Raw genomic sequence first — 14875 nt, forward strand, 5'->3', positions numbered from 1 at the left:
CTATGTCACGCAAAGCTGACATTGTTTGCAGCCATCATCGCCGTGCGCGGGGGCGCGCCGCACCGTGTGACGTGGAAGTGAACCCGCCTGCAGGGCACCGGCCCTGCATCTGCGCCGCTCTGGCGCGCCTCGACTGATAATCTGGAGATGATGATGCCCGACGTGTTGTCCAACGATCTGTTGCAGAAGATGGACGCCTATTGGCGCGCCGCGAACTACCTGTCTGTCGGACAGATCTATCTGCAGGACAATCCGCTACTCGATCAGAAGCTGCAGCTCGACCACATCAAGCCGCGCCTGCTTGGCCACTGGGGTACGACCCCCGGCCTCAATCTCCTCTACGTGCATCTCAACCGGCTGATCACCGAGCATGATCTCGACATGATCTACATTACCGGTCCCGGCCATGGTGGGCCCGGCCTGGTTGCCAACGCGTATCTGGAAGGCACCTACACCGAGCGCTATCCGGCGATCGAGCGCAGCCGCAACGGCATGCAGCGGCTGTTCCGACAATTCTCCTGGCCGCACGGCGTGCCGAGCCACGTTTCGCCGGAAACGCCCGGCTCGATCCACGAGGGCGGCGAACTCGGCTACTCGCTGGCGCATGCCTATGGCGCGGCGTTCGACAATCCGAATCTGATCGTCGCTTGCGTGGTCGGCGACGGCGAGGCCGAGACCGGCGCTCTGGCGACGAGTTGGCACTCCAACAAGTTCCTCAATCCGGCGCGCGACGGCTCGGTGCTGCCGATCCTGCATCTGAACGGCTTCAAGATCGCCAACCCGACCGTGCTGGCGCGGATCACGCCGCAGGAACTCACCGACCTGATGCGCGGCTATGGCTATGAGCCGCACTTCGTCGAAGGTGACGATCCGGCGGTGGTGCACCAGACGCTGGCTGCGACACTGGAGCGTGTGCTCGGCGAGATCCGCTCCATTCAGGACAAGGCGCGCAACCACGGCGCCACCGAGCGGCCGCGCTGGCCGATGATCGTGATGCGGACCCCGAAGGGCTGGACCGGCCCCAAGCAGGTCGATGGCAAGCCGGTGGAGGGCACCTGGCGCGCCCATCAGGTACCGATCGCGGACTTCAAAAATCCTGAGCATCTGACGCTGCTCGAAGACTGGATGCGCAGCTACCGGCCCGATGAGCTGTTCGACGCCACCGGCAAGCTGCGCGACGAGCTGCAGGCGCTGGCGCCGACCGGCCGTCGCCGGATGAGCGCCAATCCGCACGCCAATGGCGGCGAACTGTTGGAGCCGCTGTCGCTGCCCGATTTCCACGACTACGCGGTGACGCTGACCGGGCCCGGCGCGCTGAAGGCCGAGGCGACGCGGGTGCTCGGCACGTTCCTGCGCGACGTGATGAAGAACAGCCTCGAGAGCGAAAACTTCCGCTTGTTCGGCCCGGACGAAACCGCCTCGAACCGGCTCGATGCGGTGCTGCAAATCTCGCCGAAGGAGTGGATGGCGGCGATCGAGGATGTCGACGTCGATCTCAGTCCGGACGGCCGGGTGATGGAGGTGCTCAGCGAGCATCTATGCCAGGGCTGGCTCGAAGGCTATCTGCTGACCGGCCGCCACGGCTTCTTCTCGTGCTACGAGGCGTTTATCCACATCATCGACTCGATGTTCAATCAGCACGCCAAATGGCTGAAGGCGTGCGCCACGATCCCGTGGCGGAAGCCGATCGCGTCGCTGAACTATCTGCTGACCTCGCACGTCTGGCGCCAGGATCACAACGGGTTCTCGCACCAGGATCCCGGCTTCATCGACCACGTCGCCAACAAGAAGTCGAACGTGGTGCGGATCTATCTGCCGCCGGATGCCAACTGTCTGCTGTCGGTGGCCGACCACTGCCTTCGCAGTCGCAACTACGTCAACCTGATCGTCGCCGGCAAGCAGCCGGAATGGCAGTGGCTCGATATCGACGCCGCCGTCCGTCACTGCACCACCGGCGCCGGGATCTGGCATTGGGCCAGCGACGAGGGCGAGCCCGACGTGGTGATGGCCTGCGCCGGCGACGTGCCGACGGTCGAGACGCTGGCGGCGGTGACGCTGCTGCGCCAGTACGTACCGGACATCAAGATCCGCGTCGTCAACGTGGTCGATCTGATGGTGCTGCAGCCGAGCTCCGAGCATCCGCACGGCCTGGACGACCGCCGCTTCGACGAGCTGTTCACCACCGACAAGCCGGTGATCTTCGCCTTCCACGGCTATCCGTGGCTGATCCACCGGTTGACCTATCGCCGCCGCAACCACGTCAACATCCACGTCCGCGGCTACAAGGAAGAGGGCACCACCACCACGCCGTTCGACATGGTGGTGCTGAACGATCTCGACCGTTATCGCCTGGCGCTCGACGCCATCCTGCGGATTCCGCGGCTCGCCGATCAGCGCGACGCCGCCACCTCGCGCTACTGGGCGACGATGCAGCGGCACAAGCTGTATATCGGCGAGCACGGCGACGATCTGCCGGAGGTCCGCGACTGGCGCTGGTCGGCCTGATCTGTTGACGCCAAGGGCCGGCGCGATCCGAACAATTGCGCCGGTCCGGTCAAGGCACCATCAACCACCCGCACACCGCAATGCGCCATCTTGGCGCATTGCCTCTTCGCATTAACCGACGGTTGCAGCACCCTCGCTATCGCTCGTCGATCGCGTGACGGGTTAGGGAGCTGAGTGATGCGTCGTGAACAGCGAACCGAGGCGGAGCAGAATGGTATCCACGCCGACAAGCTGCTCGGCCTGCTCGATCTGCTGGTGATCGATGACGATGCCACGCAGCGCATGCTGATTGCGGGTGCGGCGGAGAAGGCCGGCTACGCGGTGACCCACGCCGCGTCCTGCGCCGAAGGCATCGGCCTGATTCGCGTCAAGCATTTCGACTGCATCACGCTGGACCTCAAGCTGGAGGACGGCGACGGCGCCGACGTGATGCGGGCGATGGCGGCGGCCAAGTACGAAGGCCCGATGATCGTGATCAGCGGCATGAGCTCGCCGCATCGCCGTGCCTCGCGCGATCTGGCGCGATCGCTCGGCATGGAGCTGCTGCAGAGCTTCCCGAAGCCGATCGATCTCGCCGCACTCCGCATCTCGCTCGCCAATCTGCGCAGCACGGTGGCCGGCCTGCCGATCGTGCATTCGTGGGGCGAGGTGTGCGGCCCCCGCTTTGAACGCAACGGTTGAGCGCTTCCACAGCCCGTTCGCTTCGCTTTGATTCTCGGGTGATGTGTCGCCCGCATAGGCATCTCCCGGACAGCTGCCAGGGCTGACTACGACGTTTGTCTTAACTGCTGCTCGATTTGTGACTGCGCTTAACTCATCGTGACGCTCGGCAACCGCACCGATCCGCCGTAAACAGCAAATCGATCGTATTTTCAGACAGTTTTACGAATAGGATAGAATTGGGTTCCTATCCTCGTGCTCATACCAAGTAACTGTCCGGCGATATTTCCGGTCAGTCGCGCAAGCATCCTGCTTTGATCACCGCTTATGCAAAGTCGGTGCAGCCGAGCAGATCGAGCCGAAGGTGTGAAATGTCGATTGTCATCCAAATGTTGGTTGCCGCCTTCGTGTTCGATCCCGGTGATTGCACGAGGTCGATCACGGTTTGATCCGGAGTCTGGCGCGAAGTCTGAAATTGGACTGAATCCGAGGCCCGCAAAGCCGCTATCCCATTTTCAGAATGCTTCACGCGCCGGTTGTACGACCCGCGCGAGCGGCACGACCGTGCGGTCGGCGCGAGCAGCGCTCGGTCCTGCGATCGCCGCGCCTCAACAACAATAATTTCGTCTGCCCAAGCCCGTCGGTTCTGAGCTGTTTGGAGTCTGAAATGCGGAAGAACTTGCCTGTCACCGACGACGAATACGTGCTCGACGACGGCACACTGATCGTTTCGAAGACGGACGTGAAAGGCAGGCTGACGTATTTCAACGAGCAGTTCGTCAAAGCGTCCGGCTTCAGCGAGCAGGAATTGATGGGGCAGCCGCACAACATCGTGCGCCACCCCGACATGCCGCCGGAGGCGTTCCAGAATCTGTGGGATACGCTCAAGGCGGGACGGCCATGGGTCGGCGCGGTCAAGAACCGGCGCAAGAATGGCAGTTTCTATTGGGTGCTCGCAAGCGCCACGCCGCTGTGGGAGAACGGCCAAGTCACCGGCTACATGTCGGTGCGGACCAAGCTGCCGGCCGATCAGCGTGCCGAAGCCGCGCACGTCTATGCCTTGCTGCGAAACAACAAGGCGCACGGCTACAAGATCGATGACGGCATTATCCGGCGGCGGTCGTGGTTCGGCCGGCTCGGGATGTTCACCCGGACGCTGCGCTCGCGCCTGACCACCATGGTGGCAGTGCAGGCGGTGATCATGATGATCATCGGCGCTGCCGGGATCTACGCGGTCCACAACATGGATCAGCGACTGCAGTCGGTTTATGAGGATCGCGCCGTGCCGCTCGGACAGCTGACGGCGATCAACGAGCGGCTGCTCGACGATGCGATGGCGCTGCGCGGCGCGGTGGTTCGCGCCAAGGTCGGCAAGCAGATCCGCGACGTTGCGGGCCGCATTGCCGCGAACCGCGAGCGCTCCGATAAGCTGTTTGCCGACTACACGGCGACGCGGCTCACCGCAGGCGAAATGGCGGTGGCCGCTGCGTTTTCTGCCGCTCGGCAGGCTTACTTCGACGAGGTGGTCGGCCCTGGCATCGCAATGGTGGCGGCCCGGGAATTCGACCGGCTCGGCGAGTTGATGACCGGCCGTGCGGAAGACCTGTTCATGGCGGCGAAGACCGAATTGGATAAGCTGGTCGCCCTGCAGGTTCAGGGCGCGCGCGATGAGTATTCCAGTGGCCAGCGGGAATACGTCACGATGCTGGCGATCTCGATCACGTTGCTGGTGATCGGACTGTTTCTCGGCGTCCTGAACGGCGTGTTCACGACCCGGGCGATCACCGTTCCGCTGCAGCGTCTCAACACGGTGATGAGCAACATCGCCCAGGGCAAGTTTGACAGCCGTGTCGTGATCGAACGCGATGACGAGGCCGGCGTTGCGCTGCGCAACATTCAGGCGATGCAGAACCAGTTGTTCTTCAGCCGCGAGGAAGAAAAGGACGCAGCCCAGCGCACTGCCCTGCAGCGCAAGCTGGATATGCTCCAGCTCGCCAATGAGTTCGAAGCGGCAGTCGGGGAGATCATCGAAACTGTTTCGTCGGCGTCGACCGAGCTCGAAGCCTCGGCCAGTTCGTTGACGTCGACTGCGGAGCGCTCGCGGGAGCTGACCGTCACGGTCGCTGCGGCGTCCGAGCAGGCGGCCTCGAATGTGCAGTCGGTGGCTTCGGCTACCGAGCAGATGTCGTCGTCAGTCAGCGAAATCAGCCGCCAAGTGCAGGAGTCGGCGCGGATCGCGGTCGAGTCCGTCAACCAGGCGCGACACACTAACGATCGCGTGAGCGAGCTGTCGCAGGCTGCTGGGCGGATCGGCGCGGTGGTCGAACTGATCAACAACATCGCCGGCCAGACCAACCTGCTCGCGCTCAACGCCACCATCGAAGCGGCGCGGGCCGGCGAAGCCGGTCGCGGCTTTGCGGTGGTCGCGCAGGAGGTGAAGATCCTCGCGGAGCAGACCGCCAAGGCGACCGGCGATATCAGCCAGCAGATCTCCGGCATCCAGGCGGGCACCGAGGAGTCCGTCGCCGCGATCCGTCAGATCGGTATCACCATCGACCGGATGGCGGAGATCGCGTCCACGGTGGCGTCGGCGGTCGAGGAGCAGGGTGCTGCGACGCAAGAAATCGCCCGCAACGTTCAGCAGGCCGCACACGGCACCATCCAGGTGAGTTCGAACATCGCCAGCGTCCGCCAGGGCGCTGCCGAGACCGGATCGGCGTCGTCTCAGGTGCTGGCGGCGGCCCAGGCGCTGTCGCACGACAGCAACCGGCTGAAGACCGAGGTCAGTCGCTTCCTCAGCACGGTGCGGGCCGCCTAAGCGCGGTCCGCCTGCCGGCGCAGTCTGGTGCGACTGGCTCGTACTCCTACGTGCCGCAAAATTAACGAGAGCGTAGGCCACCGCCGGATATGGCTGGCAATGGACATAAATTCCGCTCGTCGAGTGGAGGGCCGCGGGTCCTGCGGTTACCGGTGTGTAGGCGAAAGGCGTAACGCGTATGGACGATCTTCTTCGTGAGTTTTTGACGGAGACCTTCGAGAGCCTGGACACGGTTGACAACCAGTTGGTCCGGTTTGAGCAGGAGCCGAACAACGCGAAGATATTGGACAATATTTTTCGTCTTGTTCACACCATCAAGGGAACGTGCGGGTTTCTAGGGTTGCCGCGGCTTGAAGCGCTTGCGCATGCGGCCGAGACCCTGATGGGCAAATTCCGGGACGGGATGCCGGTGACGGGAGAGGCGGTGACGCTGATCCTGACCACGATCGACCGGATCAAGGACATTCTGACCCAGCTGGAGGCGACCCAGGCCGAGCCCGAGGGCGAGGACGGCGACCTGATCGGGGAGCTGGAGCGGCTGTCGATGCGCTCGCCGGAGGAGATCGCGGCCGAGCTCGGCGGCGCTGCGCCGGTGGAGGTCGCCGAAGTCGAAGCTCCTGCCGAAGCTGTTGTGGCCGAGGCGGCCGACGCCAATTCGACCGAAGGCACCCTGGTGGCGCAGACGCTGGAGCGTCCGCTGCGGCCGGGTGAAGTGTCGCTGGACGAATTGGAGCGCGCCTTCCGCGAGACCGAGATCGAGATGGCCTCGCCGCCGTTGCAGCCGGCCGTGAGCGAAGCTCCGGCTGCTGTGGCCGAAGCCGCGCCGCCTGAACCGAAGCCGGCCAAGCCCGCCAAACCCGCCGCCAAGCCGGCGGCGAAGAAGTCCGGCGGCGAAGGCGAGGGCGCAGCGGAAGGTGGGGCCGCTGGCGGCGTCGCCAACCAGTCGATCCGCGTCAATGTCGATACCCTCGAACACCTGATGACGATGGTGTCGGAGCTGGTGCTGACCCGCAACCAGCTGCTCGAGATCAGCCGCCGCCACGAGGACAACGAGTTCAAGGTGCCGCTGCAGCGGCTCTCCACCGTCACCGCCGAGCTGCAGGACGGGGTGATGAAGACCCGGATGCAGCCGATCGGCAACGCCTGGCAGAAGCTGCCGCGCATCGTCCGCGATCTGGCCGCCGAACTCGGCAAGCAGATCGAGCTGGAGATGCACGGTGCCGACACCGAGCTCGACCGCCAGGTGCTCGACCTGATCAAGGACCCGCTCACCCATATGGTGCGCAACTCCGCCGACCACGGGCTGGAGAAGCCCGAGGACCGGGCGCGCGCCGGCAAGCCCGAGCAGGGCACCATCCGCCTGTCCGCCTATCACGAGGGCGGCCACATCGTGATCTGCATCGCCGACAACGGCCGCGGGCTCGACACCGAACGGATCAAGGCGAAGGCCTTGGCCAACGGGCTCGTCACCGAGGCCGAACTCGAGAAGATGACCGAGGCGCAGATCCACAAGTTCATCTTCGCGCCGGGCTTCTCGACCGCCGCCGCCGTCACCTCGGTGTCGGGCCGCGGCGTCGGCATGGACGTGGTGCGGACCAATATCGATCAGATCGGCGGCACGATTGAAGTAAAGTCGGTCGCGGGCGAAGGCTCGGCCATCACCATCAAGATCCCGCTGACCCTGGCGATCGTCTCGGCGCTGATCGTCGAAGCCGGCGGCGACCGGTTCGCGATCCCGCAGCTCGCGGTGGTCGAACTGGTGCGGGCACGCGCCAACTCCGAGCACCGCATCGAGCGGATCAAGGATACCCCGGTCCTCAGACTGCGCGATAAGCTGCTGCCGCTGATCCATCTGAAGAAGCTGCTCGGCATCGACGAGGGCGCCAACAGTGAGCCGGAGAACGGCTTCATCGTGGTGACCCAGGTCGGCAGCCAGACCTTCGGCATCGTGGTCGACGGCGTGTTCCACACCGAAGAAATCGTCGTCAAGCCGATGTCGACCAAGCTGCGTCACATCGGAATGTTCTCGGGCAACACCATCCTGGGCGACGGCGCGGTGATCATGATCGTCGATCCGAACGGGATCGCGCAGGCGCTCGGCACCGCGGTGTCGGCGCAGCACGATATCTCCGACCAGGCGGCGGCGAGCCGCAACGCCTCGGCCGAGCAGCTCACCTCGCTGCTGGTGTTCCGCGCCGGCTCGAGCCAGCCGAAGGCGGTGCCGCTGTCGCTGGTGACGCGCCTGGAAGAGATCGCCTCCGACAAGATCGAGATGTCGAACGGCCGCTACATGGTGCAGTACCGCGACCAGCTGATGCCCTTGGTGCTGATGGAAGGCGTCGAGGTCGCCACCAGCGGCGTGCAGCCGATCCTGGTGTTCGCCGACGAGGACCGGTCGATGGGCCTTGTGGTCGACGAGATCGTCGACATCGTCGAGGAGCATCTGCACATCCAGGTCGGCTCCAGCCGCGAGGGCATTCTCGGCTCGGCGGTGATCAAGGGCCAGGCCACCGAGGTGATCGACGTCGCGCACTTCCTGCCGATGGCGTTCTCCGACTGGCTGGCGCGCAAGGAGATGAAGCAGTCGCTGACCACCCGCTCGGTGCTGCTGGTCGATGACTCGGCGTTCTTCCGCAACATGCTGGGTCCGGTGCTGAAGGCGGCGGGCTACAAGGTGCGGGTCGCGACCTCGGCGGTCGAGGGCCTGTCGGTGCTGCGCTCGGGTGCGCAGTTCGACGTGATCCTGACCGACATCGAGATGCCGGAGATGAACGGCTTCGAGTTCGCCGAGGCGATCCGCTCCGACACCAAGATGTCGAACCTGCCGGTGATCGCGCTGAGTTCGCTGGTGTCGCCGGCGGCGATCGAGCGCGGCCGCCAGGCCGGTCTGACCGACTACATCGCCAAGTTCGATCGGCCCGGCCTGATCGCGGCGCTGAAGGAGCAGACCACGATGCATGCGACGCCCGAAGTGCTGGAGCAGGCGGCATGAGCGAGACCAGGAAGGACACCCCCGCGATGAGCCGCACCATCGACGCGATCAGCGGCAACACCACCCAGTTCGCCACCGCGATGATCGGCGGGCAGCTGTTCGGGCTGCCGATCAGCCGGGTGCAGGACGTGTTCATGCCGGAACGGCTGACCCGGGTGCCGCTGGCGCCGGACGACGTCGCCGGCGTTCTGAACCTGCGCGGCCGGATCGTCACCGCGATCGACATGCGGGCCCGTCTCGGCCTGCCCAAGAACCAGGACGGCAAGCCGCCGATGGCGATGGGCGTCGACCTGCGCGGCGAATCCTACGGCCTGCTGATCGACTCCATCGGCGAAGTGCTGACCCTGCCGGACGAGGGCCGCGAGACCAACCCGGTCAACCTCGACCCCCGCATGGCCTCCTTCGCCAACGGCGTCCACCGCCTCGACGGACAGCTCATGGTCGTCCTCGATGTCGACAAAGTGCTCGAAATCGCAACTCAACGTATGGCTGCTTGACCTAGCGCACCGAACCCAGCTCACCGCCCTCGAATTCTCCCGGGAAGGAACGCATGACACCGCTCGATTACGAGTACCTGCAAAAGCTGCTCAAGGACCGTTCCGGCCTGGTGTTGTCGGCTGACAAGAAGTACCTGCTCGAGAGCCGGTTGCTGCCGCTCGCCCGCAAGGCGGGTGTGCCGGGCATCACCGATCTGGTGCAGAAGATGAAGGCCGGATCGGACTCGCTGATCAACGACGTGGTCGAAGCGATGACCACGAACGAGACGTTCTTCTTCCGCGACAAGACGCCGTTCGATCACTTCAAGGACAGCGTGATCCCCGAGCTGATCAAGGCGCGCGCGGGTCGCAAGTCGCTGCGGATCTGGTGTGCGGCATCGTCGACCGGCCAGGAGCCGTATTCGCTGGCGATGCTGCTGAAGGAGAAGGCATCCGAACTCGCCGGCTGGCGGATCGAGATCGTCGCCACCGACCTGTCGCCGGAAGTGCTGGAGAAGTCCAAGGCCGGCCTCTACACTCAGTTCGAGGTGCAGCGCGGCCTGCCGATCCAGCTGCTGGTGAAGTACTTCAAGCAGGTCGGTACGATGTGGCAGCTCAATGCCGACGTGCGCTCGATGGTGCAGTACCGTCTGTTCAATCTGTTGCAGGACTTCACGGCTCTCGGCAAATTCGACGTGATCTTCTGCCGCAACGTGCTGATCTATTTCGATCAGGCGACAAAATCTGATATCTTCAACCGGCTGATGAAGGTCAACGAGCCGGACGGCTACCTGTTTCTCGGCGCCGCCGAGACCGTGGTCGGTCTCACCGACTCCTACCGGATCTGTCCGAAACGGCGCGGCGTGTACCTGCCGAACAGTTCTGCCACCTCGACGGCTCCGGGGCTCGCGCTTGGCGGCTTGAAGACGAGTGCCCTGACGGGGCGATAAAGGAGGACGAAGTGGCGTCCGAGAGCGGCGGGCCGGAACGGGTGTCCTTCGGGCGTGGCTACAACGTCTGGATCATGGGCATCGACGGCACTTGGCGGCGCAACTGCGTTCTCAAGGCGGTGTCGAGCGTCGATGCCGAACTCGAGCTCGAAGGATCGATCGAAGGCCTCAACCTGAAGGAGTTCTTCCTTCTGCTGTCGTCCACCGGTCTCGCCTATCGCCGCTGCGAACTGATCCGGGTCAACGGCTCGGAGATCGACGTTCGCTTTCTCAGCACCCGCAACAAGAGCGTTAAACCTTCCAGCCGCGACGACCGCATGGCCTGAGCCTGGAATATAAATTGCGTCAAATTCGGCAGGGAACCGCTAACCGATTTTCCGAAGGTGACGAGGGTCTTGGTTCTGCAAACGCTTCTTTCAACGGTCGAGTGGTAGGATCATTTCGCGCTCTGGTTGGCGAAGGTCGGTTCGTTCCCGACTGCGTCAGCCGGTTCGCGTGAGGAAAACGCGCAACGACAAGCGACGCGTTCAAGGAGCTCTGACAGAGAGCACGGCGATGGTAGATCCAACCAACCACAATCCGGCGATCGATGTTCTCGTCGTCGACGATGATCCGGTTCAGGGGGCGATCGTCAGCGGTGTCTGCACCAAGCTCGGTTACCGCCCGCATTTTGCCTCGTCCTATCATGAAGCGGCCGCGCGCCTCGCGACCGGCCGGTTCGATTACATCACGATCGATCTGTCGCTCGGCGATCACGACGGCATCGAACTGTTGCGGCTGATCGCGGAGACCGAGGCCAAGCCGCGTCGGATCATCGTGATCAGCGGATGTGAAGAGCGCATCCTCAATGCCACGGTGCGGATGGCCCACGCCGTCGGGATGCTCGACACCATTTCGCTGCCGAAGCCGATCGATCTGGCTCTGCTCCGCGGTGCGCTGGCGCCGTTCCAGGAAGCCGCGGCGTCGCGGCGCGGAGTGGATTCGCGCCTGTCCGAGATCACCGCCGACGATCTGCGCCGCGGTCTCGACCGTGGTGAAGTCTATGCCGCGTTTCAGCCGAAGATCGATCTTTCCACCGGCAAGGTGACGGGCTGCGAAGCGCTGGCGCGCTGGGACAGCGCAACGTTCGGTCCGGTCGGCCCGGATGTCTTCATTCCGCTCGCCGAGCAGGGCGGGCTGATCAAGACGATGACGCTGCGAATGCTGCGCGACTCGATGACGTTCGCTGCCGCGTTCCTTCCGACCGAGCCGAAATTCGTCGTGGCGGTCAATCTGTCGGCCTCGCTGCTGTCCGACACCTCGCTGCCGGAGGAGGTCGAGCGCCTGCTCGCGGAGATCGGCGTACCGGCACGGTCGCTGATGATCGAGGTCACCGAGACCACCGCAATGGCCGATGTCGGCCGCGCCATGGACGTGTTGCTGCGGCTTCGCCTCAAGGGCATCGGCATCTCGATGGACGATTTCGGCACCGGCTATTCGTCGCTGTCGGCGCTGGCGCGGATGCCGTTCAGCGAATTGAAGATCGATCGCTCGTTCGTCAAGGACTGCCTGACCGACGCCGACATGTGGAAGATCGTGTCGTCCTCGGTCGCGATCGCGCATCAGTACAACATGAAGGTCGTGGCCGAAGGCATCGAGGATGCTGCGACCTGGCACGCCCTCGATGCGCTCGGCTGCGATATCGGCCAGGGCTTCGAGTTCTCGCGAGCGCTGCGCCAGGATGCCTTCGTCGAATGGTACCACGGCTGGATGGCGCGTCCGCCGGCCACGCGGGCGGCCGTCGTGCCGCTGCAGCGCGAGGCCTGAGCGCTCGAGCTTCGCGCGCCCGATCCAGCGTCAGCCTGCGAGCTCCACCAGTTGATTGTCGTCTGCCAGCACGCGGCGCGCGGCGCTGAACGCCGCTTTGATCTGCCTGGTCATCGCCACGTATTCGGCTTGGGTCAGATGCGGCGCGGCGTGCTCCAGTTCGCGCGCCAGCCCGGACAGAGTGTCGAGCCCGAAGGTGGCCGCCGCGCTCTTGAGCGAATGCGCCTCCCGTTCGATCCGGCGGCGCTCACTGGCGATGTCGAGTGTGTCGAACAGCGCGATCCTGGCTTCGGTGTCGCGTGCGAACACCGACAGCACCGCCAGCGTCGCATCCTCGCCAATCTCCTCGACCAGATGGCCGAACGCTTTGCGGCCAACATAGAGCTGCCCCGCGCCAGCGACGTCCGACGGCACTGCAGTCTGGTCGGAGTTATCGGCTGGCGGCGGAACGAGGGGCGCCGGGGCGGGCCCAATGCGGGGAGACTCCGCGGCCGGCAACGGCGGCAGCGCGCGCAGGATGGCTTCGATCAGCGCCTTCTTGCGGACCGGCTTGGCGACGTGATCGTTCATACCGGCGGCGCGGCAGGCAGCGGCGTCCTCGGCGAAAGCATTGGCGGTGAAGGCGATAATCGGGACATTGGCGAGCGCTCCACCGTGTGAGCGGATCGCACGGGTGGCATCGAGCCCGTCCATTTCCGGCATCCGCACGTCCATCAGCACGATGTCGTAGCCGAACCGGGTCGCGGCGGTCACCGCCTCGGTGCCGTCGCAAGCGGTGTTGGTCTGGACCCTGAATTCTCCGAGCATCTGTGTGGCGATGGCGCGGTTGGTCGGATTATCGTCGACCACCAAGATCCGCAGCGGCCGGCCGGCCGCCTCGATCCGGGCGCGGAATTGCGCATAGACGTCCTGATCGTCCTGCTCCGGCGGCGCCGCATGGTCGGCGATCGGCAGCGTCAGCGAGAAGTGGAATTCGGAGCCGCGGCCCGGCGCCGAGCTGACACCGATCTTGCCGCCCATCTGCTCGATCAGCCGCTTGCTGATTGCCAGGCCGAGGCCCGATCCGCCGAAGCGGCGGCTGATCGAACTGTCGGCTTGGACGAAATCTTTGAACAGCGAGTCGATCTTGTCGGCGGCGATGCCGATGCCGGTGTCGGTGACGATCCATCGCATCCGGGCGTTGGTCGTATCGCGAGAGATGCACTCCGTCGTGATGACGATCTCGCCCGCCGTGGTGAACTTCACCGCGTTGGAGATCAAGTTGAGCAGCACCTGCCGAATCCGCCCGGCGTCGCCGGTCAGTGCCTCGGGAATGTCGCCTCGCGCCTCCTGGCGGATGACCAAGCCCTTGGCGATGGCGCGGGGGCTGATCACGCTGAGCGTGTTGTCGACGATGCTGCGCGGTGCGAACGGGATCGGCTCCAGGCTGAGCCGGCCGGCTTCGAGCTTGGAGAAGTCGAGGATGTCGTCGAGGATCTGCAGTAGGTTATCGCCGGCATCGTGAATGCTGGTCACCGCCTGGCGCTGCTCGGCGTCGAGACGCGTCTCGAGCAGGTTGGTCGCGAGCCCGATCACGGCGTTCATCGGCGTGCGGATCTCGTGGCTCATCATCGCCACGAAGCTAGATTTGGCCGCGCTCGCCGCCTCGGCCGCCTCGGCATAGAGATGCTGCTTGCCCCACCAGCGCGCGATCGCAACGCTGCCGGTGATGATCACCAGTGCGCTGATCACCGACATCGCGATCATCAGTACCGCCATGTCCTGCCAGTTTTGCAGCGCGCTGTCTTCGGGCTGGGTGACACGGACCACGATCGGGTAGTTCGGCAGCATCCGCGTGACGCGAATCTGCTTGTTCGAGTTCCCCGACTCGCGCTGCCGGCTGCCTGCCGCCAGGGCGAGGCGTCCAGCGTCGGTCACGACCGTGCCGAGCTTGTCGGAGTGAGGATAGTTGACCAGCAGCGTTCCGTCGGAGCGCAGCAAGGCGATTTCGGTGCCGGCCCCCGGCGATGTGGCGGCGAAGAAGTTCTCGAAATACTGCACCGAAATCGCGCCCAGCAGCAGGCCAATAAAGCCGCCGCGCGTATCGTTCAGACGCTGCGCGAGGTAAATGTTCCAGGTTCCGGAACCGCGGTTTCTGGTCGGGGCGCTGACGAAGGTCGAGAGTGTGGAGTCGCTGCTGAGTGCCCTGAAGTAGTCGCGGTCGGAGATGTTGACGTCGGGGATTGGCCAATAGCGCGAGAAATTGATCAGCTTGCCGGTCTCATCGATCATGGTCACGGCGTCGACCTGTGGCATTCCGGTGATCTTCTCGCTGAGCAGCGAGTACACGGATTGCTGCGACATCAGCCGTCGGTAGGATTCACTGTCGGTCACGCCGGCGCGGCTGACATAATCTCGGACGCTGGAGAGCAGCAGATCCATCGATTTCAACGACCGATCTGCCTCTTCGGCGAGCGTCAGCGTGTAGCGTTCGAGGTTGGTTTCGGCGGTCTGCAGCGTGCTTTCGCGCAGGTTGCCGAGGAAGATCAGGTTGGTGCCGACGATGGTGGCGATCAGGACGATGGTGGTGACGCGAAGGGCCACCAGGGATCGCTTGAGGTTCGGGCGGGTCGGCGGCAGCATTGGTAAAATGGCTCCCGGTCAGTGATCGGAGGCCGGGGCGTGGCCC

General features: G+C 64.5%; 9 protein-coding genes. 8 read left to right on the plus strand and 1 reads right to left on the minus strand.

From position 1 onward, the window contains the following. Positions 1-153 precede the first annotated feature (153 nt). The 8 genes from HZF03_RS08230 (at position 154) to HZF03_RS08265 (ending at position 12207) form a co-directional block, all read left to right on the plus strand. Positions 154-2505 carry a phosphoketolase family protein gene (locus tag HZF03_RS08230; RefSeq protein ID WP_119019539.1) on the plus strand — a complete coding sequence of 784 codons (2352 nt, stop codon included), beginning with the start codon at positions 154-156 and terminating at the stop codon, positions 2503-2505. A 177-nt stretch (positions 2506-2682) separates the two neighbouring features. After that, entirely contained in the window at positions 2683-3186 is a 504-nt protein-coding gene (locus HZF03_RS08235) for a response regulator (protein WP_011157233.1), read from the plus strand. Positions 3187-3832: 646 nt separating this feature from the next. Continuing rightward, positions 3833-5983, plus strand: a complete 2151-nt coding sequence (locus tag HZF03_RS08240; protein WP_119019537.1) for a methyl-accepting chemotaxis protein — start codon at positions 3833-3835, stop codon at positions 5981-5983. 178 nt (positions 5984-6161) lie between these two features. Next, the gene (locus HZF03_RS08245; protein WP_011157186.1) at positions 6162-8975 is read left to right on the plus strand and encodes a hybrid sensor histidine kinase/response regulator; all 2814 of its coding nucleotides are present in this window, start codon (positions 6162-6164) and stop codon (positions 8973-8975) included. Between the two features lie 26 nt (positions 8976-9001). Continuing rightward, positions 9002-9472 carry a chemotaxis protein CheW gene (locus tag HZF03_RS08250; RefSeq protein ID WP_174270123.1) on the plus strand — a complete coding sequence of 157 codons (471 nt, stop codon included), beginning with the start codon at positions 9002-9004 and terminating at the stop codon, positions 9470-9472. A gap of 53 nt (positions 9473-9525) precedes the next feature. Continuing rightward, complete coding sequence (locus tag HZF03_RS08255) at positions 9526-10401, plus strand: CheR family methyltransferase (RefSeq protein WP_119019116.1); 876 nt, start codon at positions 9526-9528, stop codon at positions 10399-10401. Positions 10402-10412: 11 nt separating this feature from the next. Then, complete coding sequence (locus HZF03_RS08260; RefSeq protein ID WP_011157236.1) at positions 10413-10727, plus strand: hypothetical protein; 315 nt, start codon at positions 10413-10415, stop codon at positions 10725-10727. A 229-nt stretch (positions 10728-10956) separates the two neighbouring features. After that, positions 10957-12207, plus strand: coding sequence for an EAL domain-containing response regulator (locus HZF03_RS08265; protein WP_119019117.1), 1251 nt, complete (start codon positions 10957-10959; stop codon positions 12205-12207). 30 nt (positions 12208-12237) lie between these two features. Here HZF03_RS08265 and HZF03_RS08270 read toward each other — a convergent pair whose 3' ends face one another. Then, the gene (locus tag HZF03_RS08270; protein ID WP_119019118.1) at positions 12238-14829 is read right to left on the minus strand and encodes a hybrid sensor histidine kinase/response regulator; all 2592 of its coding nucleotides are present in this window, start codon (positions 14827-14829) and stop codon (positions 12238-12240) included. Positions 14830-14875 lie beyond the last annotated feature (46 nt).

This window comes from Rhodopseudomonas palustris (assembly GCF_013415845.1).
GTDB classification, from domain to species: domain Bacteria; phylum Pseudomonadota; class Alphaproteobacteria; order Rhizobiales; family Xanthobacteraceae; genus Rhodopseudomonas; species Rhodopseudomonas palustris_F.